At 40.3% G+C, this 26,993-nt stretch carries 19 protein-coding genes; 13 read left to right on the plus strand and 6 right to left on the minus strand.

Annotated elements, in window-relative coordinates:
• Nucleotides 1–131: 131 nt before the first annotated feature.
• The 3 genes from LV92_RS12745 to LV92_RS12755 form a co-directional block, all read right to left on the minus strand.
• Nucleotides 132–908: an SDR family NAD(P)-dependent oxidoreductase gene (locus LV92_RS12745; protein WP_111624014.1), complete on the minus strand. Its 777-nt coding sequence runs from the start codon at nt 906–908 to the stop codon at nt 132–134.
• 48 nt (nt 909–956) lie between these two features.
• Nucleotides 957–2,279: an L-fuconate dehydratase gene (locus LV92_RS12750; RefSeq protein WP_111624015.1), complete on the minus strand. Its 1,323-nt coding sequence runs from the start codon at nt 2,277–2,279 to the stop codon at nt 957–959.
• Between the two features lie 102 nt (nt 2,280–2,381).
• Nucleotides 2,382–3,248 carry an AraC family transcriptional regulator gene (locus LV92_RS12755; RefSeq protein WP_111624016.1) on the minus strand — a complete coding sequence of 289 codons (867 nt, stop codon included), beginning with the start codon at nt 3,246–3,248 and terminating at the stop codon, nt 2,382–2,384.
• A 226-nt stretch (nt 3,249–3,474) separates the two neighbouring features.
• On the opposite strand from LV92_RS12755, the gene LV92_RS12760 reads away from it, so the two are divergent.
• The 4 genes from LV92_RS12760 to LV92_RS12775 all read left to right on the plus strand — a co-directional run bounded on the left by LV92_RS12760 (nt 3,475) and on the right by LV92_RS12775 (nt 10,468).
• A complete protein-coding gene (locus LV92_RS12760) occupies nt 3,475–4,065 on the plus strand; it encodes an RNA polymerase sigma factor (RefSeq protein WP_111624017.1) in 591 nt (196 codons plus the stop codon).
• 100 nt (nt 4,066–4,165) lie between these two features.
• Nucleotides 4,166–5,413 carry a FecR family protein gene (locus tag LV92_RS12765; RefSeq protein WP_111624018.1) on the plus strand — a complete coding sequence of 416 codons (1,248 nt, stop codon included), beginning with the start codon at nt 4,166–4,168 and terminating at the stop codon, nt 5,411–5,413.
• A gap of 119 nt (nt 5,414–5,532) precedes the next feature.
• Nucleotides 5,533–8,940 (plus strand): TonB-dependent receptor, encoded by a 3,408-nt coding sequence (locus LV92_RS12770; protein ID WP_111624019.1) that lies wholly within the window; start codon nt 5,533–5,535, stop codon nt 8,938–8,940.
• 19 nt (nt 8,941–8,959) lie between these two features.
• Complete coding sequence (locus LV92_RS12775; protein WP_111624137.1) at nt 8,960–10,468, plus strand: RagB/SusD family nutrient uptake outer membrane protein; 1,509 nt, start codon at nt 8,960–8,962, stop codon at nt 10,466–10,468.
• A gap of 643 nt (nt 10,469–11,111) precedes the next feature.
• Here LV92_RS12775 and LV92_RS12780 read toward each other — a convergent pair.
• Entirely contained in the window at nt 11,112–11,975 is an 864-nt protein-coding gene (locus LV92_RS12780; protein ID WP_111624020.1) for an AraC family transcriptional regulator, read from the minus strand.
• An 85-nt stretch (nt 11,976–12,060) separates the two neighbouring features.
• On the opposite strand from LV92_RS12780, the gene LV92_RS12785 reads away from it, so the two are divergent.
• From LV92_RS12785 to LV92_RS12815, 7 genes are all read left to right on the plus strand, one after another.
• Nucleotides 12,061–12,789: a phytanoyl-CoA dioxygenase family protein gene (locus LV92_RS12785; RefSeq protein WP_111624021.1), complete on the plus strand. Its 729-nt coding sequence runs from the start codon at nt 12,061–12,063 to the stop codon at nt 12,787–12,789.
• Nucleotides 12,790–12,802: 13 nt separating this feature from the next.
• Entirely contained in the window at nt 12,803–13,639 is an 837-nt protein-coding gene (locus LV92_RS12790; protein WP_111624138.1) for a sugar phosphate isomerase/epimerase family protein, read from the plus strand.
• Between the two features lie 461 nt (nt 13,640–14,100).
• Entirely contained in the window at nt 14,101–16,830 is a 2,730-nt protein-coding gene (locus LV92_RS12795; protein ID WP_111624139.1) for an NPCBM/NEW2 domain-containing protein, read from the plus strand.
• Between the two features lie 17 nt (nt 16,831–16,847).
• Complete coding sequence (locus tag LV92_RS12800) at nt 16,848–19,145, plus strand: glycosyl hydrolase family 95 catalytic domain-containing protein (protein WP_111624022.1); 2,298 nt, start codon at nt 16,848–16,850, stop codon at nt 19,143–19,145.
• Between the two features lie 150 nt (nt 19,146–19,295).
• Nucleotides 19,296–21,182: a right-handed parallel beta-helix repeat-containing protein gene (locus LV92_RS12805; RefSeq protein ID WP_111624023.1), complete on the plus strand. Its 1,887-nt coding sequence runs from the start codon at nt 19,296–19,298 to the stop codon at nt 21,180–21,182.
• Nucleotides 21,183–21,304: 122 nt separating this feature from the next.
• On the plus strand, nt 21,305–21,622 hold the full coding sequence (locus tag LV92_RS12810; protein ID WP_146613543.1) for a hypothetical protein: 318 nt from the start codon (nt 21,305–21,307) through the stop codon (nt 21,620–21,622).
• Nucleotides 21,623–21,657: 35 nt separating this feature from the next.
• Nucleotides 21,658–22,890, plus strand: a complete 1,233-nt coding sequence (locus LV92_RS12815; RefSeq protein ID WP_211322972.1) for a Gfo/Idh/MocA family protein — start codon at nt 21,658–21,660, stop codon at nt 22,888–22,890.
• A 128-nt stretch (nt 22,891–23,018) separates the two neighbouring features.
• Here the strand turns inward: LV92_RS12815 and LV92_RS12820 are convergent, their stop codons facing one another.
• Together LV92_RS12820 and rimK are read right to left on the minus strand one after the other, a co-directional pair.
• The gene (locus LV92_RS12820) at nt 23,019–23,984 is read right to left on the minus strand and encodes a succinylglutamate desuccinylase/aspartoacylase family protein (protein ID WP_111624025.1); all 966 of its coding nucleotides are present in this window, start codon (nt 23,982–23,984) and stop codon (nt 23,019–23,021) included.
• The gene (gene rimK, locus LV92_RS12825) at nt 23,974–24,849 is read right to left on the minus strand and encodes a 30S ribosomal protein S6--L-glutamate ligase (RefSeq protein ID WP_111624026.1); all 876 of its coding nucleotides are present in this window, start codon (nt 24,847–24,849) and stop codon (nt 23,974–23,976) included. The genes LV92_RS12820 and rimK overlap by 11 nt, the downstream gene beginning before the upstream one ends.
• A gap of 612 nt (nt 24,850–25,461) precedes the next feature.
• Here rimK and LV92_RS12830 point away from each other — a divergent pair.
• Together LV92_RS12830 and LV92_RS12835 are read left to right on the plus strand one after the other, a co-directional pair.
• The gene (locus LV92_RS12830; protein ID WP_111624027.1) at nt 25,462–26,376 is read left to right on the plus strand and encodes an alpha/beta hydrolase; all 915 of its coding nucleotides are present in this window, start codon (nt 25,462–25,464) and stop codon (nt 26,374–26,376) included.
• A 152-nt stretch (nt 26,377–26,528) separates the two neighbouring features.
• Nucleotides 26,529–26,963, plus strand: a complete 435-nt coding sequence (locus LV92_RS12835; protein ID WP_111624028.1) for a thioredoxin family protein — start codon at nt 26,529–26,531, stop codon at nt 26,961–26,963.
• The last annotated feature ends 30 nt before the right edge of the window (nt 26,964–26,993 follow it).

A 26,993-nucleotide genomic window follows, 5' to 3' on the forward strand; every position in this document is an offset into this window, starting at 1 on the left:
ATATTTGTTTGAATATAATTCCAAATAATGCTGGAATTGGCGTTACTGGTTTCATAAAATGGAACTAAAGCATCAAATTGACATTTAGTTCCATTTTTATATCGGCCCAAAAACAGATTTTTAGAGCAAACCTATCCGTTTAATTTAATATAACCTCCATCAATAGGGAAATCGGTTCCTGTTATAAAGGAAGCCTCGTCCGAACAGAGATAAACTGCCAAGTTTGCCACTTCCTCAGGTTTGCCCATCCTTCCTATAGGTTGGGATTTGGATAATTTCTCGAACATTTCCGCTTCCTTACCAGGGTAATTTTTATTAATAAATCCGTCAACAAAAGGCGTATGAATCCTGGCAGGGGAAATAGTATTGCAACGAATACCCTTATCCAAATAATCCTTTGCCACAGAATAACTCATAGTGAGCACCGCGCCCTTAGACATGGAGTAGGCAAATCTGTCCGAAATACCTACAGATGAGGCAATGGAAGCCATATTTAAAATGACCCCACCTTTCTCCTTCATCTTGGATATAACGGCATGCATACAGTTATAGACCCCCTTAACATTTACATTGTAAATGCGATCCATATCGTCTACGGCCGTTCCTTCCAAATTTCCTACGTGGGCTATCCCGGCATTGTTCACCAAAATATTGATATACTTCTTGGCACTTATAGCGGAAATTATTTCGGCTACCTGTGCATTATTGGAAACATCACAAGCGTGAAAATTGGCCTTTCCGCCCTTGGCTTCTATTTCCCCCACAACACGTTCTCCATTTTCCGCATTAAATTCCAAAATGTGCACATGGGCACCTTGGCCAGCAAACGCTTTGGAAATAGCTTCACCAATACCACTGGCACCACCGGTAACAACCGCTGTTTTGTTTTCTAGACTAAAAAGTGACATATTATTCTTTAGATTAATTATCTTATTTACTATTATACTTTTTCACTACTATTTGGCCATTACCTCATCCTTCCAAATTACACCATCCGGAAAACTATAGTCCTCCAAAGATTGCTCTTTCATAGTTATACTGTAACCGGGCATGGACGGCGGCATATAGGCCCCATTTCTTATTACCACAGGATCATAAAAATGTTCGTGCAAATGATCCACATATTCTATAATCCTATTCTCCAAGGAGCCGCTTATAGCAATATAATCTATCATAGATAGGTGTTGTACATATTCACATAGTCCAACTCCCCCTGCGTGCGGACAAACAGGAATATTGAATTTTGCGGCCATTAAAAGGATGGCCAATATTTCATTTACCCCTCCTACCCTGCAGCTATCGATCTGACAAATACCAATGGCGTTTGCCTGCATTAATTGTTTAAACACAACCCTGTTCTGACAGTGTTCTCCTGTCGCCACTTTTATAGGATGAACGGCTTTCGCAATTTTTGCATGGCCCAAAATATCGTCCGGACTTGTTGGCTCCTCAATCCACCATGGATCAAACTTTTTAAGCTCCGCCATATTGGCAATAGCCTCATCCACATCCCATTTCTGGTTGGCATCCATCATCAGTTTTAAGTCGGTACCGATCTCTTCCCTGATAATTCCTGCACGTCGCATATCATCCTTTAAATCGGACCCAACTTTTATTTTCATATGTTTAAAACCAGAGGCCTTGGCTTCTTTGCAAAGTCTCCTCATTTTGTCATCCGAATAACCAAGCCATCCGGCAGATGTCGTATATGCGGGATATCCATCCTTCAAAAGTTTGTCTATGCGCTCCTGCTTGGAGGCAGCCTTACCCTTAAGAAGCTCCAAGGCTTCCGCAGGCGTAATGGCATCCGTAATGTAAGTAAAATCTACACAGGAAATCAATTCTTCAGGTGTCATGTCCGCCAAAAGTTTCCACAAAGGTTTCTTTTCCACTTTGGCATAAAGATCCCAAACGGCGTTGACCACAGCACCCGTAGCCAAATGAATAACACCTTTTTCAGGGCCCAACCAGCGCAATTGGCTGTCCCCAGTTATCATCTTCCAAAATGCCCCCATATTGGCAGTAAAACTCTCCAAAGATTTCCCCTTTACCAAGGGTGCCAATGAGTGGATGGCCGCAGCACATAATTCATTTCCCCTACCAATGGTAAAGGTTAATCCGTGCCCCTCGAGTCCGTCTGGATGGTCGGTTTTTAGTATTACATAGGCCGCGGAATAGTCCGGATCCGGATTCATGGCATCTGATCCATCCAACGACTTGCTCGTAGGAAATCGGACGTCTTTTACCAGAACATCCGTAATTATAATTTTGCTTTTCATTATTTATAATATTAATAAAACAAAACTAACTGCAAACCTTTTCTATAACAACCACAAGAATCACGAATTTAGATACTTTTTTTGCCAATATTAAGATTATTATCAATTTTGAGTATGAAGTTTAATATAATCGGATGGCGACATCCCAGTTATGGACTTAAAATGTCGGTTAAAATTTGAAATATTGTTAAACCCGGATTCATAGCACACCGGAGTAATGTTATTCTTATTCTCTATCAACAATTTACAGGCATAACCAATTCGTATTTCATTTAAATACCGGGTAAATGTTTTTCTGTGGATACGTTTAAAAAACCTACTAAAGGCAGAAGGATTCATTTTGGCTATTTCCGCCACATCCTTGGAGCCGATAGGTTGATTAAAATTTTTAAAGACAAACTCATAAATTTCATCCAACCCTTTATTATCCGTCTTATTAAAGGAATTCAAAAATCCTGGACTTGACATCAACTGATACTCCTCATGATTTGCCAGTTTGTACAAAATCTCAACCAGCTTTATAGTTTTTTCAAAAGGTTCATGGCTATGGAGTTTCTTAATTTTTTCGATAAGTTTAGCATCAATATTGGAAAACTTAACCCCTTGGGCAGCCCTTTTGATCAATTGCAGTATTGGTTTCATTTCTATGGCATTTAGAAATTCCAACCCTAAAAAATCTTCCTTAAAATGTATGGCAATTGCCTCCGAGACCAAGCCCGAATCAGCCTCAAAATAAACCTCGTCATTGAGCCACATATGTGGAAGGTTTTTACCGATCAAAACAAGATCCCCTTCGGAGAATTTCTCAATTCCATCCCCAATAAAACGGGTCCCAGTACTTTTGGCAATGTAAACCAATTCCAATTCCGGGTGGTAATGCCAAATTTTTAAAAAATGGGAATACTTGTTATGTGTAACGGTAAAAGAACTGTTCTGTAAACTGGCCCTATTAAGAAGGTGTAATTTCATAAAAAATAAATAACAAAAGACACAATTGAGATTTTAAATATACATCTTTTTTTATTCGGATAAGGAATTGGCAAAAAAAGTATTGCTAAATGTGTAATTTTTAGTTGAATTGAAAGAAATTACATCTTATTTTCGGACGTTAGCTAAAGAGGTTATTTTTTATAGTGGGAAATAACGTACCTTACATTGTTCTAAACAAAACTCAAATCATTTAATTGCTCACGAAATGTCAGGAAAACCCTTAGACCAGTTGATTGCTTCCTTGATTAAAGGAAACAGGGCGGCATTCAAGACCATATTTGAACTGTATGAAAAAAGGTTGTACTATTTCATACATTCAATTACTAAGTCGGATTATGCCTCCGAGGAAATACTTCAAGAAGTGTTTATAAAGATTTGGACAAAAAAAGAAACCATTGATGTAAGACATTCTTTTGAGGCATTTCTTTTTACTATTGCAAAAAATTCAACATACAACTATTTAAGGAGTATTGCCTGCCAAGAATCCTTAAAAAAGGAATACTATAAAAACATTAGTTCATTAAACGATGAAACGGAAAATAGTATTCTGCTTGCCGAATATGAAGATTTGGTAAACGATATCCTAGAAACTATTCCCACTCAAAAACGCAGCATTTTCATTTTGTCCAAACAACATGGAAAAAGCAATGAGGAAATAGCAGATCTTTTGGGAATAACACAGAAAACAGTGAAAAACCATCTGTGGAAAACCTTGCAAATTATCAGGACAGAATTAAAACCTCATATGGCGGACACCATATATTTTTTTCTAACATTCCTCCTGATTACGGCATAATTTATCTATTTCGTAAAAAAAACACATCTAATTTGGGACTTTTGCATTTTTGAGGTGTATTACTTATACAGCCCGTAATACGGCTAATAAAATACTTTAGATGCACAACGAGAACAAATTGGATAAACTCTTCCAGAAATTGGTGGACAATAACATTTCCGAAAAGGAATTGGATTGTTTAATGGAGCTTATCAATAGTTCTGATCCAGATGAATTTAAAAACGGGATATTGGCCAAGCACTGGGAAAACGTAAAAACAGGAAACTTGGCCATTAAGAAAAGAATAAAAGGCGATTCCGAAGTTTTATTACAGAAGATTTTATACAAAATAGAGGACATTGAAAAGAAAAAAAAAGTTAAAACATTTTTTCCACAACCAAATATTGGATTTTGGTCAGGTATTGCAGCAACCTTCTTATTGCTCGTGGGGATTTACTTTTACAATCAAAATACTGTAGAAATATCCAACACGCCAATTACCATTGAAAACGACCCGAATTCCGGGGTAATTACATTACAATTGAGCAATGGTACTGTTGAAACCATTTCCGAGAACGGGGAGCGAAAAATTACCACTGCCCACGGCAATTTGGTTGCTTCACAGCAGGGCAACACTTTGAAATATGCTACCGCCGAAGCTGAAGATAAATTGGTGTACAACACCCTTAATATACCGTTTGGGCGACAATTCGACCTGGTTCTGTCCGATGGCACCAAAGTAAAATTGAATTCCGGAAGCTCCATCAAATATCCGGTCCGTTTCCTTAAGGGACAAGACAGGAAAGTCTTTTTAAAAGGTGAAGCATACTTTGACGTTACCACAGATAAGGCACATCCTTTTATAGTAAATGCGGACGAAATGAACATAAGGGTTTTGGGTACTCAATTTAACCTCTCCTTCTATGCTGAAGATGAGGACATCAGTACCGTGTTGGTGGAAGGGGCCGTAGTCCTTTACAAGGAAGGAGCCGACGTAAATACAAATTCTTCCTCCCAACTGATACCAGGTCAACGGGCGGCATGGAACAAGGTCAACAATACCATGACCATTAAAGAAGTGGATACAAACATTTACACGGCATGGAAAGACGGCTATCTTTTATTCAAGGCCTTACCTTTCTACACCATTAGATCAAAATTGGAACGTCATTTCAACATTACCATCGAAGATAGAAGCGGCCGATTGGCAAACCAAATATACACAGCTACATTTAGAAATGAGACAATTGAAGAAATCTTGGAAGCTTTCAAAGAAGATACTCACTTTGAATATATACACGAAGGTTCCAAAATTACAATACTCGATACTAATATTAACTTAAAGAAGATGCCAATGAAAACTAACTGATAACATGAGCACTAGACGTATCACTTTTACAAAAAAACCGGAAAATGTTGGCGCATTCCCCGGCATAAGAAAGTGATATAAACAAACGAAATGTTTAATCACCAAACCTTTACAAAAGTATGAAAAAATTAAATTTAGTAGGGCCTTTCCATTCGGATTGGCTAAGCAAACATCATTTAAAGATGAAACTAACGACCTTATTATTAATAGTTTCTCTATTTAAAATTCAGGCCAATACCTATGGACAGAACACAAAAATCACATTAAACCTAAATAACGTAAGCGTTCAACAGGTTTTTGATGAAATAGAATCCCTTTCGGATTTTAGGTTTTTGTACAACCATGAAAAGGTGAATTTAAAGAGAACTGTTTCCGTAAATGTGAAGAAAGAACCTATTTCAAATATTCTGGACAGAATATTTGAAGCAACGGATGTTTATTTCACCGTTAAGAACAAGCAGATTATCTTAAATACTGGAAAATTGGATAAATCCGTTGTTCCAATTAAGAATACTGTTGACCAAAATACCGTAAGCGGAACTATTTCCGATGCGGATGGCAACCCCTTACCTGGGGCAAACATAGTGGAAAAAGGAACTACCAATGGGGTTACTGCAGATTTTGACGGTAACTTTACACTTGATGTAGCCAATGAAAATGCAACCTTGGTGGTAAGCTATATTGGATTTGCATCAAAAGAAGTGCCTCTTAATGGACAATCCTCTATTTCCGTTAGTTTGGAAGAGAGTGCTGCAGGATTGGATGAGGTAGTATTGATCGGATATGGTACTCAGAAGAAAAGTGACCTTACCGGTGCTGTGGGCTCTATTAAGTCCGAAGAATTGGCAGAAAGACCGGCAGCTTCCTTGAACCAGGCCATGGCCGGTAAGGTAGCAGGTGTAAACATAACTTCCGGATCTGGACGACCAGGTGGGAGAACTGTAGTACGAATCCGTGGTAACACCTCGGTAAGTATCGCCAATACACCACTTTATGTAATAGACGGTGTAATCCTTAATGCGACCGGATTATCTAACGGTAGTACCCCAATAGATTATCTGAACCCTAATGATATAGCATCCATTGAAGTTTTAAAAGATGCTTCCGCGACTGCTATATACGGTGCCAGAGGTGCCAATGGTGTAATTTTAGTATCTACCAAAAAAGGAACCACTTCTGGTGAAACCCGACTTAATTACGATGTGGATTTCAGTATAGGAACCTTACCTAAAAAGCTTGAACTGTTGAATTCGGAAGAGTTTCTTCGTGTTGAGGAAATTGCATATGCCAATGCTGAAAAATTTGACCCGGAAGGATGGGCCGGTGGAAGATATACCGACCCTAGATTAAAAAGAACCGACCCTAGACTCTTTGATGCCAGTGGCAACCCACTTTATGATACCGATTGGCAAGATGAAGCTATTAGGGACGCTATTACCCAAAATCACCAACTTTCATTTACAGGTGGTAACCAAAAATCCAATTTTGGACTGTTTATGGGTTTTAGAGATGAAGAAGGACTTATTGTGGAATCATGGCTGAAGCGCTATTCAGGTAGATTTACTTTGGATACGGAGGTTAACGATTGGTTAAAAGTTGGGGGTAGCCTAAGCTACAATGACCAAGACGAAAAGCAAGTAGATCAACTTGGAGGTGGTGGTATCACCACAATGCGTCAAGTTTATGAGGCCCTACCTATTATACCGGTCCGTTATGAAGATGGCACTTGGGGATCTAACATACACTATCCTGGAATGGAAGGTGGCGGCAGCCCAGTGGCGGTTGCGAACGATCGTAGGTATTACCTCAAGACCCAGACAGTTTTGGGTAGCTTCTACGGCAATATTGAATTCAATAAAAACCTGGTATTACGAACTACCTTAGGAACCAATATCATTAACCAAAGAAACGATTATTACGGAGGTAAGGACCTAAGATATATAGCCTTGCCCGATGGTGCCGCAAGTGTCTCAAACTCACGTTATAATTCTTGGCAATTTGAAAACTATTTGACCTATAACAAAGATTTTGACAGCAATAATTCCTTAACGGCCATGGCAGGACTTTCCTGGCAACATGTTGATCAATTCAGTTCACTGGCATCGACCCGAGGGTTTGCCGATGACTTTTATGGCTTTAACAACCTTGGTGCAGGGTCTAACCCCCAGACGCCAACTTCGAGCAAAATTGCTTACGGGCTAAACTCATATTTTGGGCGTGTCAACTATAACTATATGAACAAATATTTGTTGACACTTACAGGTAGAGCAGACGGATCTTCTAAATTTGGACCGGAAAATCAGTTTGCCTTTTTCCCATCAGCTGCATTGGCGTGGAGGGCTTCCGAAGAGGATTTTCTCTCGGCGAACGAAACCATTTCCAATCTTAAAATTAGAGCTAGTTACGGTACAACAGGTAACTCTGAATTACCAGCTTACCAAGGTTTAGCCGGCTTGTCCAATGGTTCGGTAATTTTTAATGGCGCCCGCTCCGCCTATACTGTCCCAGGTCGTATGGCCAATCCCGATTTGAAATGGGAAAAAACGGAACAGGTAGACGCCGGTGTTGAATTGGGTCTCTTTAATAATCGTATAGGGTTGGAGATTGATCTTTACCGAAAGTTGACTTCAGATATGCTCCTTAATGCTCCGGTACCCTCTTCAAGTGGTTTTACCAATGTATTTAGAAACGTTGGGAGTTTGGAAAACAAGGGTATCGAAATTAATTTGAATACTGTCAATTTTGATAATGAACTTTTTGGATGGAGCAGTAACTTCAATATTTCAATCAATAAAAACGAAGTAAAAGCTCTTTCAGGTGGTGCCGATATTTTCTTAGGGTCTACCTTGATCCGTGTTGGCGAACCCGTAGGTACTTTCTTTGGATATATTGATGAAGGTACATGGAATACCGATGAGGCAGCCCAGGCGGCCATCTACGATAGATTACCAGGTGACATCAAATACCGTGACCTTAACAATGATGGGGCCATCAATAGCGATGACCGTGCTATCATCGGAAAAGGTATTGCCGATGGTTTTGGAACTTTTTCAAACACCTTCACATATGGCAATCTTGAGCTACTGGTAGACTTGCAGTTTCAATATGGCAATAGTGTAATGTACCGTGACGAACACTCTGCTGAAGACCGTCAAACAATTGCCAATAGCTTTAAGACTGTACTTAATGCCTGGACTCCGGACAATCAAGATACCGACATTGCACAGATAAGACCAATTGCTGCTGGATATGACACCAATAACGACTCTGGAAAGTTAAAGAATGGTTCCTTTTTAAGAGGAAGAAACTTGATGCTTTCCTATGTCTTCAAACCTGAATTGGTGGAGCGTTTACACTTGAATCGTCTAAGGGTATATACCTCGGTGCAGAACTTTTTTGTAGCAACGAAATATCCGGGATATGACCCTGAAAGTTCGAATGGAAGTCAAGCTTTCGATCAAGGATTCTCCCTTTACGATTATCCGAGACCTCGAACTTTTATGCTAGGATTAAATGTTGGACTATAACCATATAAAAGATAAAAAAATGAAAATCTATAGAAACTTTATAAGAGCTATAGCCGTCGTAACCGCAATATCAAGTATAACGGCATGTAGTAATTTTTTGGATGAAGAAGATGAATCCAACTTTACAACCGACACTTACTTTACCACGGCTGCACATGCCCAGAGTGCCGTTAATGGTGCATATGAACCATTGATTTCAATTACCAACAGTGGTTTTGGTGGAGGTACATGGATGATGCTAGAATTTGCCACAGGTTTGGCTAACACCTCATTGGGACAGGCTACCAACATTTACTTGGTAAAGGATTTAATTAATAATTCGGACAATGGATATGGAAGCAGTTACTGGACCGGATATTATTTAGGCATCTCTAGGGCCAACTTGGCAATTGAAAAAATCCCGGACATAAATATGGACGAAGCTCTTAAGCAAAAGTATTTGGCCGAAGCCAAATTCTTTAGAGCCTACTATTATTTTGGTTTGGTAAGAATGTTCGGAAACATTCCTATCATTACCAATTCGGTAGATTTGGGATCGGAGCAATTGTACCCTGAACAATCCTCTCCTGAAGCGGTCTATGACTTAATTGTTAGCGATCTTACAGCAGCAGAAAGCGCTGGCCTTGCTTGGAGAGATCTAACTGGCAGAGTTTCTCTGGGAGCAGTTAAAACCTTATTGGCAGATGTATATTTGACCATGGCAGGCTACCCTCTCCAAAAAACAGAGAATTACGCGCTTGCCGCCGCCAAGGCTAAAGAGGTCATGGACTCGGACGAATTTGGTCTTTTTGACACCTATGACGAGTTGCATGACCCTGCCACCAAAAACACAGGGGAATACATCTTTATGACCCAATTCGCGGCAGGTATTCAAGATGGAAACTGGCAGCCAGGAATTTTGCCATATAACTTGGGAATTTCGGCCTATTCGGCACAAACCGGTGGTATCTTTTCAACGAACGCCTTTGTGGACTCCTACGAGTTGGGAGACAAACGGGCGGAAGAAAAGCAATTCTATTTTAACAGCTATACTTTAGATTCCGATCGCAACACAAGTGTCAATCTTGGAGCCCCGTATATCTTCAAACATTTTGATATTGCAGCGCAAGAAGGAAGCGCACAATCCGATTTGAATTGGTGCCTATATCGCTATGCAGATGTATTGCTTATGTATGCAGAAGCTGTGAACGAAGCCCAAAGCGGACCTACAACAGAGGCATATGATGCCGTAAATCTGGTCAGAGATCGTGCCGAACTTGTGGGCTTAACAGGTCTTTCACAAGATGCTTTTAGAGAAGCGGTACGAATAGAGCGTATTCATGAGTTGAGTTTTGAAAACAAGACCTGGTACGACATGGTAAGATGGAGAAAAGCGTATAACACTGAAACCAATGTATTGGAAGATTTTGTTGGCCATAACTTTTCTTACTTGCCAAATAAGGCACTAACGGCAAGGGAACTTTTGTTTCCGATACCAACATCCGAAATGCAGAACAATCCTAATTTGACACAAAATACAGGATACTAATTAATACACTTTTTTGAAAACCCAAAAGGTTCAATAAAAAAGGTAACTAAACAAGACACGGGCAGGAAATTTCCACCCGTGTCTTTGTTTATTACACCTTATACGACCAAGGTTGAATTGTACTTTTATCAAGTAATTTAAATACCACCCGAACCCTTGGTAATGTTTGGCCAAACCCTACTTTATAGCCTTAAAACTACCCAATAGCCGGTATCTGCCCCAAACGTTATTTACTTCCCATAAGCTACGTTTTCATAGAATATATGCCTAAACCTTCTGAATTAAAAGTGGAGCTAGGCCTTAGGGCCCATAAAACCACTAATTGCATTAAATAACCATTAAAATTGTTCTTCCTACTTTTTTCAAAATATATACCGCAAACAATCCAATAAAGCGAAAAATGCACAAAAAATACCAGTGTTTGTCAGGAAATTGGTAGCTTAGAAGAGCCTAACCTCTTATCTTGCATAAGATTTCATTAATGATTTAATAAAATATTAGAGTTTTGATAATTTTCAGGTTCACTTCAAGTTCCTCTAAATGAACCTGATAAAATTGAGTTGAGTTAGTTTTGAAAAATCCGGACACCATATTGGTTCCGGATTTTTTTATTTGAAGTGGCGAGGGCTTAATTTATGTTTGATTAACCACTTTGCATACTGATATAAGATCTGGGTGTAGACCCCGTAAACTTTTTAAAAGTGGTAGCAAAATACTGGGAGGAACCAAAACCCAAACCAAATGCCACTTCAGTAACAGAGCCGGAAGCCAACAGATCTATTTTGGCCTGTTCAATCTTGAGTCGGTTTACATACTCCCTCGGCGGCATCCCCGATTTCGATTTAAACCAAAATTTAAAATAGCCAACGGACATACCTGCTAAATTTGCCATTTCATCCACATAAATCATCCTATGTAGATTTTTATGTATAAACCTGTCCAGTTCATCCAGCTTTAGGGACGGCGGACTTTGTTGAGGTTTATTGGAAAGTATAACGGTTTCCAACAATAATTGGGTAATCAACTGATCGACCATTATCCTAGATAACAAGGAATTGGAATTCTCTAGTTGACCTATCAATTTTTCCAAAATAAATTTTAACTGAAATGAGCCCATGAAAATTTGTTGGGATTTATCCAGAAGTGCACCTAGTAAAAAATCAGATTGATTATTGGGCATATTGCATAGTTTCCCTTTTGAACTGTCCACTAGCAATTGAATCCAAAATAATTCTCCCTTATCTTCCGGAAATTCTCCCGTACTATGCGTGGTGTTTGGTGGTACCACAAAAATATCATTTCCATTAAGTTCATAAAATTGCTCGCCGATCTTATAGTGTTGTTGCCCCTTCATACAATAACAAATTTCCAAGGCTCCCATATGCTGATGGTTCTCAAGACCAGGTTTAACATGTTTATAACGATAATGTCCAAAGGCCAATCCCCTCTTAATCCCAAAGTCCTTTAAATTGAATACCCTTCTATCTTGATTATCAAAATCCTTCATAAAATGTATAAAAAAGTAATATAGTACAAAATTGAAAGATATTTATGTATTTTAACTACATCTTTGAAGCCTATAAAAAAGCGCCATGGAAACCAAAAGATCAAAGTTCATGAAAGATGGATTTATTAAAATAGATCCTTTAATCACGCCAGAGGAAGTGGACACCCTCAGGACCATATACGATAAATTGTTACAGGACAAAGTAAAAACTGCCCACCTAAGAAGTGATCTTGCCGGAGCGGAAAATAGTGCCGATAGAAAGGTGGAGCGTATTACCCAAATTATGAGACCCAGCACCATAGCACAGGAACTTATTAAAAATAGTGCTTATAAAAAAGCGGAACAATGGGCCAAAGATCTACTTGGCGAGGATATGGAACTGGATTTTGACATGATGATCAACAAGGCCCCAAATACCAATACCCCAACTCCCTGGCACCAAGACGCTGCCTATTGGATAGCTATGCCGGACAAAAGATCGGCTAGTTGTTGGATTGCGTTGGACAAGGTGTTTGAGGAAAACGGATGTATGTGGTTTATCCCTAAAACAGAAGGCAAACCCATTCTCCCCCACAAAAACCTACCCAATGGGGGAGCACTATATTGCGAAACCGACAGCACAAAGGCATTAAGTATTCCCTTAAATCCAGGTGGATGTACTTTTCATGATGGCTTTACGCTTCACTTTAGCCAAGGCAATACTACCGAAACTCAAAGAAGAGCCTTAATTTTAAACTTTAGACCCAAAAAAATGATCGAATTTGAGAGGGAACAAGGGGTAGATCATGTTGGGGAAAGAAAGCAGAGAAATTAAAATAATACAAGGCATGCAAATTAAATTCATATATCCACGCTGGGGAAGTTCTCAATTACCTTGGTCCGTTTTTTTAAACAAGATAAAAAAAGCGGGCTATCATGGCGTAGAAATAGATCTTCCCCTAGAAAGGGTTAAAAAGAATGAAATATGTTCCATGCTGAAGGATTTGGAACTGGATTTTGTGGCACAGCATTGGGAAACCCAGGAGGTAGATTTTACGAAGCATAAAGAACAGTACAAAAGGCATTTGTACAACCTTGTGGAAGCCAATCCCCTATTCGTGAATTCGCATACTGGGATGGACTTTTTTACACGCCACCAAAACTCAGCCCTAATTGAAACGGCCCAGGAAATACAATTGGAAACCGGGGTCACCATTACCCATGAAACCCATCGCTCGCGTTTTTCATTTGCCGCCCACGCCTGTTTACCCTATTTGGAGGAATATCCTTTTCTGAAACTAACTTCAGACCTGTCCCATTGGTGTTGCGTAGCCGAATCCTTATTGGAAAATCAGGCCTATGCGGTTCAAAAAGCCATTGAACACACCTATCATATTCATGCTAGGGTAGGGTCGGCCCAGAGTCCACAGGTCATAGACCCTAGGGATGGGAATTATAAAACTGAGTTGGATCTATTTACAGAATGGTGGGGTTTGATGATCAAAAAGGCCTTGGAAAAAAAACGCCCCTATTTAACCATCACCCCTGAATATGGCCCATACCCCTACTCCCTTTACAAATCCAATACTCAAATACCGCTTGGGGACCAATGGGAAATTAATAATTTTATCAAGAAACATCTTACGGAATCCATCAAGCATATTCCTAAGATTATATGCCAATAGTTATTCCAAATATTCCTTACACTTTCAGATACCTTACCAAAAAGACGTCATTAAACCAACAAATCAAGGCCAATTTGGTCACATTCATTATTAAGTCACTTCTATCCCAGATTTCATAACCCAAGGACTATTGCCAATATTCCGTTACTAAGCCTTTCGAAATCGCTATTTGTCGATATATTTATAGCCTCTTAACAAATAGTTAATATTTTTAATAATGCATAGAGTGGAATTTTTCACCTTAATACCAATAGTTACAAAATTTAAGAAGCTATTAGCCCGCGATGGCCAACCCACTGCTACAAGATCTCTGTTATAAAAATATACTTTTATTGAACCGTAAGAACCTAAAAAACACCATAATTAAGATATAAATCCCAATGCAATACCTAAAAATATATTTACCGTTATTCTTGTTATTCTCTATGGCCTCCCGTTCTCAACACACGGTAAAAGGGACAATGAGCCTTTCAGAATTGGATGTTGATAGACCAGAACAAGCATGGTGGCCTGCCCAAAAAGACAAGGCCATAAACGGATTACCTATACAAATAGGTGGTGAAACTTTTAAAAAGGGAATTGGAACCCTATCCGGAAGTAAGCTATTCTTCTTCTTGGGCGGCAAGAGCCAAAGATTTCGCACTCGAGTAGGAATACAGGATAAGCAGGACTATCCACAGGATGTTGAATTCAATGCCCTAAGTGATGGCAATAAACTATTCTACTCCCAAAATAATGATGTCAAGACCTTTGTAGGGGTAGCCAATTCAGAGGAGAACATAGGCAAAGGCAGTGTAAAATTTATAATAAAGGGAGATGGCAAAGTATTGTGGCAAAGCAAAAGAATAAGCGGTGGAACCAAAGTCGTGGATGCTGATCTTGAACTCACAGGAATTCAAGTCTTGGAACTCGCCGTTGAGGATATGGGCGATGGTATCTCTGGCGACCATGCCGTCTGGGCCGAACCCACAATACATTACAGTAACTTCAAACCCCAGTTGGTAGACGCCGATTATTTCAATAAATTAAAAACCGTTGACGCCTCTTTTAATAAGCACATAAAACCTTTAATACAAAAGTTGCCCCTTGGCCAAAAAGTATATGAACATGGGGTAAATACCGATTGGTTAATAACCAAAGTAGATCTGCCATCCCTTGTTTATAAACAGGCCAATGAAAAGGAGATTGTAATGTCCAACGGCTTGATCAGTAGAACTTTCCGACTTACTCCAAATTGTGCCACGGTCGAATTTAAAAACCTGGTGAATGGAGAATCGCTTTTGAGAGGGGTGAGCCCGGAGGCCATGCTTACCATAGACGGCCAGGAATATAACGTTGGTGGTTTGGACGGACAAATTGAATACGGTTATTTAAAAGAGGAGTGGTTGGACCAAATGTGGAGTCCGGCCGGATCGTTTCAACTAACCGACTTTATTGTTCATGACATACAGGAACGTATCAAATGGCCCAACAAAAGATGGTCTTCACAACCCAAAACACCGACCAAAGGAAAACAAATTTCCTTTTCCTATGCCCATCCGGAATTTCCAGATTTGGAAGTGAAGGTACATTATGAAATCTATGATGGCGTTCCTTTGATCAGTAAATGGTTCACCATTGATAACCATGGAAATAAGTCCATTGTTCTGAATAATTTTAAGAGCGAACTTCTTGCCATGGTAGAGGCGGAAAGCGCTGTAGAAAAACAAAAAGAATGGGAAACTCCCAACATGCATGTGGAAAGCGATTTTGAGTTTCATTCCATGTCCATGAAAAATGCGAATAAAGTAGTGCATTGGGAAAAAGATCCACGTTACACTTCGCAGGCCAGTTATTTATTATCCACGCCCTGTTTATTGGAATGTAAATTACCAATCGGACCCAATGAAACCATAACTCCAGGTACCAATTTTGAATCCTTCAGAATCTGGGAAATGCCTTTTGACAGTCACGACAGGCAGCGTAAAGGCCTTTATACCAATGCCATGTATAAGTTAATAGCCCCTTGGACTACTGAAAATCCCTTGTTTTTACACCTGACTACCACTGACGATGAAAAAGTAAAGGCCGCTATAGATCAATGCGTGGAAACAGGCTACGAAATGGTCATTTTAAGTTTTGGCAGCGGCTTGAATATGGAAGATCTATCCGATGCCAATACAAGCAAATTCCGGGCCTTGGCAGACTACGCCCACTCCAGGGGCATAGAATTGGGTGGATATTCCTTGTTGTCCAGTAGGTGGATAAGTGAGGAAGTAGACGTTATAAATCCTGAAACTGGTAAGAGGGGTGGCGTAATTCATGGTAGTTCGCCCTGCCTAAACAGCCAATGGGGAATAGATTATTTTGAAAAATTGAGGACTTTCTTCGAAAAAACAGGTTTTGACCTTTTGGAACACGATGGTTCCTACCCGGGTCAATTATGTGCCTCCACAGCACATGTAGGCCATAGAGGGGTTGAAGATTCGCAATGGAAATCTTGGAAGCGAATTACCGATTTCTACAAATGGTGCAACGAAAAAGGAATTTCCCTAAATATCCCGGATTGGTATTATCTTAGTGGCAGTACTAAAAACGGTATTGGATATAGGGAAGTCAATTGGTCTCTACCCCGAGAACGTCAATTGGTGCTTGGGAGACAAAATATGTACGATGGTACTTTTGACCGACTTCCGAGTATGAGTTGGACCTTTGTGCCCCTTACTGAATATCATGGCGGGGGAGCGGATGCCACCATTGAGCCTTTGGATACCCATTTAAACGCATATAAGGCACATATGGTACAAAATTACGGGATGGGAGTACAAGCCTGCTACAGGGGGCCACGATTATATGACACCCCAAAAACGAAGGAGACAGTAATTGAAGTCGTAGATTGGTACAAAAAATACCGGAACATACTTAACGCGCCTATTATCCATTTAAAAAGGGCTAATGGAACGGAAATCGATGGAATTATGCATGTAGATCCGAAATTGAACGAAAAAGGGATGGCATTGTTCTTTAACCCGACCAACGAGACCTTGACCCAAACCATAAAACTTCCCCTTTACTATACTGGGCATACCCATACGGTAAGTATTCAGGAAAAAGAAGGAAAAAGAACAGACTATGAATTGGCAAGGGATTATTCCGTTGAATTAAAAGTGGAAATTCCCGCCAATGATAGCACTTGGTTTGTAATATATTGAACAATAAAACAATACAAATGAAAGCTAAAACAATATGCCTCCTGGCCATAGTTATCAGCTTATGGAGTTGCGAATCTGAAAGAAACAAACTGGAACTAGACCGACTTCCTAAATACAAACTGGAGTTCAATCAATTAGCCACTAGTTGGGATGAAGCAATTCCCTTGGGAAATGGAACTGTGGGAGCCTTGGTTTGGGAAAATGACGGAAAGCTCCGATTATCCTTGGACAGAGTGGATCTGTGGGATCTCCGTCCCATGGAAAATCTAGATTTCGCGAAATACGGCTTTGATTGGGTAAAGGAGCAATGGGAAAAAGACACCTATAAAAATGTACAGGATCGTTATGATGTGCCCTATGATCAATTACCTGCGCCTTCCAAAATTCCCGGCGGAGCCTTGGAATTTGACGTGAAGGCTTTGGGGGAGGTAGAATCGGTTAAGCTTAATTTGGATTCAGCAATTTGCGAAGTAAAATGGAAGAATGGCGCCATACTTAAAACCTTTGTCCATGCCACTGAACCTTTGGGCTGGTATACCTTTGAAAACATTAACGGAGATTTGAATCCCACCATTATTCCACCTGCCTATGTATCGGTAAAACAAGAAGGTGCCAACGACCCGGTAACAGGGCAAGATCTTCGAAGATTAAATTATGATGGGGGCAGGGTTACCCAAAAAGACCATATTATTACCTATGATCAGAAAGGATGGTCCAATTTTCAATTTCAGGTCCACACCCAGTGGAAACCTACACCAAAAGGATTACAGGGTAGTTGGAGCATAAGCTCAAAAACCTCCGATAAAGAACCCATTGAAACTGCAGCACAACTGGTAACAAAAGCGTTTCAGTCAGGAATGGCATCATATATGGAAAGTCATATAGCTTGGTGGAATTCATTCTGGAACCAATCTACTATAAAAGTTCCAGATCCTGTATTGCAGAATCAATGGTATATGGAAATGTACAAGTTGGGATCGGCAGCCAGACAAGGGGCGCCACCCATATCCCTGCAAAGTGTATGGACAGCGGATAATGGCAAATTACCGCCCTGGAAAGGCGATTACCATCATGATCTTAATACACAATTAAGTTATTGGCCTACCTATTCCGCTAACCATTTGGATTTGGAACAAGGGTTTATCGACTGGCTTACCCAATATAAACCTACTTTTAAAAAATATACCAGAGATTTCTATGGCACTAACGGACTTAATGTACCCGGGGTTACCACTCTAACGGGAGACCCTATGGGAGGTTGGATCCAATATTCTTTCGGCCCAACGGTCGGGGCTTGGTTAGGGCAACATTTTTACCTGCATTGGCGCTATACCATGGATCGTGATTTCCTCAAGAACGAGGCCTATCCGTGGATCAAGGAGGTCGCTATTCATTTTAATGAATTGTCGGTTTTGGGTGAGGATGGAAAACGAAAACTACCGTTGAGTTCCAGCCCTGAAATACATAATAATTCTCGGGAAGCCTGGTTTGGGGAAATAACAAATTTTGACCTTTCCCTTGTCAGATGGACCTATTCCCATGCTGCCGAACTTGCCCTTGAATTGGGACTAAAAGAGGAAGCAAATCAATGGAAATCTGCCTTAAAAGAATGGCCGGATTATGCTGTGAATGAACATGGCCTTATGTTTTCCCCTAGCCTACCTTTCAACGAATCGCACCGGCACTTCTCCCATTTAATGGCCATTCACCCCCTTGGGTTAATAGACCCGGCAAACGGCGCAAAGGATATGGAGATCATTGAAAAGACCATCGACAACTTGGACGCCATTGGATCCAGTCAATGGGTCGGCTATTCCTTTAGCTGGCTGGGAAATCTAAAGGCCAGGGCTTTTAATGGGGAAGGAGCGGCAAAAGCATTAAAGGATTTTGCCACCTCCTTTGTACTGCCCAATAGTTTTCACGTCAACGGTGACCAATCCGGTACCGGAAAATCAAATTTCACTTATAGGCCATTTACCTTGGAGGGCAACTTTGCCTTTGCTTCGGGCCTACAGGAGATGCTGATACAGAGTCACACTGGAACCGTACACCTTTTTCCCGCTATTCCCGCTGATTGGAAAAACGTTGGATTTAGCAAATTACGGACAGAAGGTGCTTTTTTGATTTCTGCTCAGAAACAGGACGGGAAACTAAAATGGGTTAAGATTTTTTCAGAAAAAGGTGGGGAAATGCGACTTAACAATCCCTTTACCAATAAAGAATTTTCAATTAAAGATGAGGTAGACACCCAATGGGATGGGGATATATTAATAATTGAAACCCAACCTGGTCAAGAAATATGGTTAACCCCATAAGCCGACATGGCTTCTAATATGTAACTATGGAAAGAAATAAAGAACTAATAAAGGCAAAATGGGAATTCTGATTGACCCCTAATACCGAAAAACAAAAACCAACCCAAGTAATTGCCGGATTTTCTAGGGAGGACCTTTATTTTGATTATTATGAAATCAACAAAAAGAATGCACAGTAAAAAATACCTAACCATAATGGCCATGGCAACTTTTGCTCTGTGGATAAATTGCTCAGCAGCACAGCAAATAAAGGAAATATATGTTTCGCCCTTGGGATCCGACACTAATTCCGGGACGTATGACAAACCCTTTAAAACTCTTCATAAGGCCACAGAACAATTGGGGTCTAAGATTTCCAAGGCCCAACAGAAGATTGTAATATGGCTAAATGATGGTACATATCGCATTAAAGATCCCATAAAAATTGATTCCCAAATAAATAAGAACAAAGTCCCCATTGAATTCAGATCGGTCCAAGGCTCGGTACCCATAATATCCGGATCCGTAGCAATTAATAACTGGACTTCTTTGAGTGAGGGAATGTGGGAGGCGAAAATTCCCAAATATATTGGTAATTTCCGGGAGTTGTTCGTCCAAGGCAAACGAGCCGTTCGTGCCAGACATCCCAATAAGGAATATTTAAGGGTAAAGCAAGTGGGAGCCGACAGAAGAACCAATTTTACGTTTTATCCAGAAGATTTCCCCCTTCCCAAAAATCCTAAGGAAGTGGAACTCGTTTTGCTGCACGATTGGTCCATAACAAGAATACCAATTAAAAATATAGCATTGGAAACCCACACTATTTCTGCTGTGGATTCGATAGGGGCAAAAGGTTTAAATTTTTTTAATTTGGATAATTGGGAACCCAATCCACGTTATTACCTAGAAAATTCAATTGAATTTTTGGATGTGGATTATGAGTGGTATTTGGATACCGCAATGTCTAAAATATACCTCAAACTACCACTCAATAAGAACCCAAACCAATTTACCATAGAAGCCCCCGTTGCGGAATCCTTAGTGCTTTTGGATGGCACAGAAAAGGAACCCATATCCAATATTAGTTTTGAAGGGATAAGTTTTGAACATTGCAGATATAATATCCCTAACAAAATCTACGCAGGTATTCAGGCATGCCATTTTGATACCCAAGGGGGTGCAAAAGAATGGGCGGTAGTCCCGGCAGCCGTAAGGACGCACTGGGCCAAAAATATCAAATTTGAAAATTGTAAATTCTCCTCCTTGGGAGGAAGTGGTATCTGGTTGGGAACCGGTAGTAGCAATTGCACCATAAATAGATGCACCCTTTGGGATATTTCTGGAAACGGGATAATGATCGGTGAGGGTCAAGATCGATTGGTCTCTGGAGAACCTTGGTGGAAAATTGCCCCGGAACAGGCAGCGCTTGGGAACAAGGTGCAAGACAGTAATATTTCAGATTGCGGGGTGCAATTCTACGGTGCTGTTGGAATCTGGTGTGGCCTAACCTCTGAAACACAACTTAGAAACAACGAAATTTACAACCTTCCTTACACCGGTATTTCCATTGGTTGGATGTGGAGCCCTCAGGCAACCCCTTGTAGGGACAATACTATTGCAGAAAACCACATTCATCATGTAATGCAAACTCTAAGTGATGGAGGCGGAATTTATATGTTGGGCCTGCAACCAGGAAGCAAATTGGTCGGCAACCATATTCATGATATTTCCGTGAATACCGGAAGAGCTGAAAGTAATGGGATGTTCTTGGATGAAGGTACCAAGAATGTGCTTGTGGAAAACAACCTTATCTACAACATTGCCAAATCTCCGATTCGCTTCCATAGGGCCTCAACCAATGTTGTGAGAAACAACTACCTATTTTCCAAAGGAAGCACGCCTAGTATCGCCTATAACAATACCTTGGCCGAGAATATATCCCAAGAGGGAAACTATGAAATAAGCACGGATAACCAGGATTATAAAGATTTATTAAAAGAAGCCGTATCCATACACATCCCAACCCCTAACAAACAATTACAAAACCCTCGGCCGTAACATATAAAACATGGTCCATAACCCTTGCATAAAGGTAATTTAATGTTGGGTTATCCAAAAGTTTTAACGTTATTTATATACCTAAAACAAACCAAAAAAAACCAACTCCTAAAAACCATATAGTGCCACAAGTAAAACAGCTGTTCTTTAACCTCTTTATGCTTTTCCTTGGACTTAGCTCCCTTGCCCAACTATCTGAAAACCCCTATAATCCGGAGTTAAAAATGGATGAATTAAGGATTAGAAAAGGGAAAAAGCCTGTGCAAGTGTACTTCTTGGTGTTTGGGAATTCCAAGAGATCGGAACATTTTTTAATTGTTTTAAAAAGGGCTGATATTTTACGGACCGATTTCTGCCTTACCACTGCCGATCTGGTAAACCGAGTTGCTGGTGATCAAGGCAAGATAGACTACAAAACCTTGGACGAGGATTGGGGCTGATTTATTTACACCCGAAATTAAAATAATAAAAGGTTATGAAAACAATTAAAACTGGAGTAATTGCCAATCCCGATAGAAGAAAATTTCTAGGCACCACATTACTGGGCAGCAGTACCTTGGCCTTAGTCCCATATTTTGCTTTGGCAAATATACCGGCCGTAGATAAAAAGGTCAGGATCGGTATTGTTGGAGGAAGGTTTGGTGCCAGTTTTTATTTCCATGAACACCCCAATTGCATTGTAGAAGCAGTAAGTGATCTTCGTTCCGATCGCCGTAACCATCTTATGGAGGTATATTCATGCAAAAAAAGTTATGAATCGTTGGAGAAATTGTTGCAGGACCCAAAAATCGAAGCTGTATTTATTGCCACTCCCGCTCCGGATCACGCTAAGCATGTTTTGGCCAGCCTAAACGCGGGGAAGCATGTTTTGTGCGCTGTGCCCGCCGCTTGGACCTTGGAGGAATGTTATCAATTAAAGGAGGCGGTGAGCCAAACTGGACTTACCTATATGATGGCCGAAACCAGCGTTTACAGACAAGCTACCATATCGGCAAAAAAGTTTTATAAGGAAGGAGCTTTCGGGAAGGTGTTCAGTGCTGCAGCGGAATATAATCATCCGGGGTTGGAAGAGCTATTTTTTGAGGATGGCAAGGCCACTTGGAGACATGGGGTACCACCAATGTTATACCCTACCCACTGTACCTCGTTCTTAATTTCCGTAACAGGGGAGCGGCTAACCCAAGTTAGCGCTATGGGTTGGGGAGATGATAGTCCATTATTGCAAAACAATCCATACAACAACCCTTTTTGGAACGAAACAGCTTTTTTTAAAACCAACAGAGGAACAGCTTTTCGTGTAGAAGTAAACTGGAAAGGAGCACTGCGCGAAGTTGAAAGGGGAGAATGGCGGGGCGATAAAATGAGTTTTTATATGTCCGAGCATGGAGGTGGGGATTCCACATTAGTATGGGCATCCAATGAAATTGGCAAGGATGATGCAGGTTTTAAAAACAAAAAAAATAGGGTAGAAACATATGAACAACCTCTGTGGTGGGAGACGGATATGTTACCTGCAGCACTTAGACATGCTAGTGGGCATGATGGTTCCCATACTTTTATAACCCATGAGTTTATCGATGCTATTGTACATAACCGTGACCCTGAAATCAACATTTATGAATCCCTAGCGTATACTGCTCCAGGGATTGTTGCGCATAAATCCGCACTACAGGGAGGTGAATCTTTGAATATACCTAGTTTTGATTAGTAAATACACGCCATCATTATCTTAAAATAGACCTGATTCTAGCATATTACAAATCCCCTAGTTATTTTATTAGGTTAGGATTAATTAAAACCTTCAAGTCCTTAATCTAGTGTCAAGGACTTGAAAGTTTAATCTTGCGCTACATGAAAAATAGCATCGCCCTGATTTACTATCGGAGATTGGTTGATACATATGATATGTCCATCGTTCAACGCATTTACTCTCCGTTCAAAGTTGCCAAACGGATCGGATATATTCCCTAAAAGATCTCCTTTTGACACTTTACTCCCTAAAGAAATAGAGGGGTGAAACATACCAGAATATTTTGCCCTGATCCACTGGGATGACTCAATGGTCACTGGGTGTGGAGACCTAGCCTCCATTAGCTTTAACTCTCCTTTAAAATTCCTCATTCCCAAATGATCCATTACCCTAAGCGCACCTGAAATCCCCATCTTTGTAATCTGGTTATTTATATCCAAGGATTTTCCCCCTTCAAAAAGCAATACTTTCTTACCCATTTTGGCCAATGCTTCCCGAAACGACTTCTCCCTAGTTTTTGCCAATACAACAAATGGTGCGCCAAATACTTTTGCCAATTCCATACATTGTTCATCGTCTTTATTAATCCTGGTCTGTGGTGCATTAAATCGGCTTTCAGCTCCCGTATGATAATCGATACAATAATCTACTTTTGGCGCAATTTCTTTCATAAGATGATAGGCAAACCTACTGGCCAAGGAGCCACGGGGACTCCCGGGAAAAACCCTATTTAGATCACGCCCATCAGGGAACTGCCTTGACTGGTTCAGAAAACCGAATATATTGACCACTGGAATACATATGACCGTTCCATAATCCGGCCTGTTATATTTTTTGGAAATCAATTTGCGAATGATCTCTACCCCGTTAATTTCATTCCCATGTATGCCTCCCGTTATTAATAAAACAGGACCTGGATTTTTTCCTCGTTGAACAATGATAGGAACTTCAATTTTTGTCCCTGTATGCAATTTGGCTATATCCAGATTTAGCAACATCCCCTTTCCTGGCAAAATGGTTTGGCCTAATAATACATTTTTCTTATTCAGCATGTCTTTCCACATATTTAATCATAAGACCCGCAATATCTTTTCCGGTGGCGGCCTCAATACCTTCCAAACCTGGGGAGGAATTTACCTCTAAAATCAATGGCCCCCTGGCGGATTGAAGCATATCTACCCCGGCCACTCCAAGTCCCATTGCCCTGGCCGCTTTTATGGCCGCATTTTCTTCTTCATCTGTCAATTCTATGATATTGGCAGAACCACCTCGGTGCAAATTGGATCGGAATTCTCCTTCCTTGCCTTGGCGTTTCATGGCCCCGACCACAACTCCATCTATAACAAAGGCGCGAATATCCGCTCCCTTGGCCTCTTTGATAAATTCCTGTACAATTACCCTTGCCTTTAGACCATTAAAGGCCTCTAGGATCGATTCGGCCGAATTCCTATTGTCCGCCAGTACCACCCCAAGACCTTGGGTACCTTCCAATAATTTAATGACCACTGGCGCACCACCGGCATTATCTATAATGGTTCCAACATCCCTGGAATAATTGCTGAATACCGTCTTAGGAAGTCCCAAACCGGCACGCGATAAAATTTGTAGGCTTCGCAGTTTATCCCTTGAACGGACCAGGGCCTGTGACTCAACGGCGGTAAAGACTTTCATCATTTCAAATTGCCTTACCACAGCCGTACCATAAAAGGTTATAGATGCCCCTATCCTAGGTATTACTCCCGAAACGCCAGTGATTTCTTGCCCTTGATAAATAAGTCCAGGTTTCTTCTTTTCTATGACGAGATCACACTTGCCATGGTCTACGACCAACATTTCATGCCCTTTCTTTTTTCCTGCTTCGACCAGGCGATTGGTGGAATAAAGATTTGGGTTCTGAGAGAGAATTACGATTTTCATGTTTATAGACTAACCAATTAATAATTCTGTGGAAAGTAGGTTTTAATATTCAAATAATACTTTAAACCCCAACAAATAATATACACCAATAATTTCGCTTTTGTATTATTGATTCCGATAATAATTCTAAGGCTACCAAGGCCTTAAAACTATTTCAGCAACAAACATTGTTTAAATAAAGTTTATTTTGCGTTAAGGATTGAAGTGAAAAGCCCGCAGTTCTGAAATTCAGGACGAGGACTTATAGCGTAAAGCCTGACGGCCACGGCCGTAACGCCCAACCACCTTGAAGGATAAAAAATTCTAGCTAAAAAAATCAACAATGTCCCCTCTACACGTCTCCTTTTCTTAGACGAGCATTTTAGTTCTAGAAACAAAACATTGAAAATACTTAATATGCTCATTATTAGTTTTTTATAAAATTATAAATGATCTTAAAGTATCAAAAACTTCATTTTAATAACCAATGAGTATCAAAATTATAGGTTTTTTAGCAGTAAAAATAACTATTATGAAGTCATTTTAACGGTCTGGGAAGCGCTTGAAAACAATGTCCTTTTTGTTCAACGATATTTTCTATCTTTAACCATATCAACCTATTCAAAAATTAAAATGAAACCATTCTTTTTCCTATTTAGCTGTTTATTTTCTATGACCATTTTCGCACAAAACACCGTACTTCCTCTTTGGCCCAACAACATCCCCAACTCCATCAAAACAGATGAAAAAGAAGAGGTGATAAGCGCGGACATTGTAAGGATAGCCAAGGTACAGGTGCCTCAGATCGAGGTGTATCTACCCGCCAAAAAAAATGCCACTGGGCAGGCGGTATTAATTTTCCCAGGAGGTGGTTACGGTATACTGGCTTATGACTGGGAAGGAACCGATTTTGCAAAATTCCTTAATGGCAAGGGCATTGCCGGAATCGTTGTAAAATATCGTTTGCCAAGTGCAAAATCACAAACAGATATTCACGTAGTACCCCTACAAGATGCACAACGAGCAATAAGGATGGTGCGGTCCAAAGCTATTGAATGGAATATTGATCCCAACAACGTTGGTATAATTGGCTTTTCAGCTGGTGGGCATTTGGCTTCCACCTTGGGTACCCACTATAATGAAGAGGTGTATCCTAAAAAAGATACCATTGATAACCTAAGTGCACGACCCGACTTTATGACCTTGGCCTATCCCGTAATCACTATGGGCGAACCAAATACCCATGGAGGCTCCAGAAAAAACTTATTGGGAGAAAACCCTACCCAAAAAATGGTAGATCATTTCTCCAACGAATTACAGGTTACTGCCGATACCCCTCCCACTTTTTTGCTGCACGCCTCGGATGATAAAGGAGTCCCAGTAGAAAACAGCCTTTTATTCTATACTGCATTGGTAAAGAACCAGGTTCCCGCCGAAATGCATATCTATCCAACCGGCGGTCACGGATTTGCCTTGGGCCTGCAAGAAGCGCATTTGGCTACATGGACCGATCAATGGGTAGGATGGTTAACTAATTTTAAAAGATAATTCCTTATTCCATTATGAATAAATATTGCATTAACAGTGTTCTTGGATAAATAAATGCTGTAAGGAATTAATTTATGCCCGACAAAATGTACTGATAGTTATCATGTTTTGATATACCCAAAAGCTATACTTTTATCACTTAAACATTCTAAATGAAGAAGTGGACTTTAATAATGGCCCTATTTTTGTCAAGTTTCCTAACCGCGCAAAAATGGGAAAGTAATTGGTCGGACGCAGCTGCCCTGGCCAAACAAAAAAATCAAAATGTAGTGTTGGTCTTTTCTGGCTCCGATTGGTGCGCTCCCTGCATAAAATTAGACAAGAGCATTTGGCAATCCTCGGAATTTCAGGATTACGCCAAAGACCATTGGACTATGCTTAGAGCAGATTTTCCTAGAAAAAAAGCCAACCAGCTCCCAGAGGAGCAAAAGAATAAAAATGCCCAACTCGCAGAAAAGTATAATAAAAACGGATACTTTCCCTTGGTCCTAGTATTAGATCCCAGTGGAAATATCTTGGGCCAAACTGGATTCAAAAATATATCCGTCAAAGAATATATTGCACTTTTAAAATCGTTCGAAGGTTGAAGAACCCCTTATTAATCGCAATTGCAATTT

The organism is Arenibacter echinorum, assembly GCF_003259375.1.
Lineage (GTDB): Bacteria > Bacteroidota > Bacteroidia > Flavobacteriales > Flavobacteriaceae > Arenibacter > Arenibacter echinorum.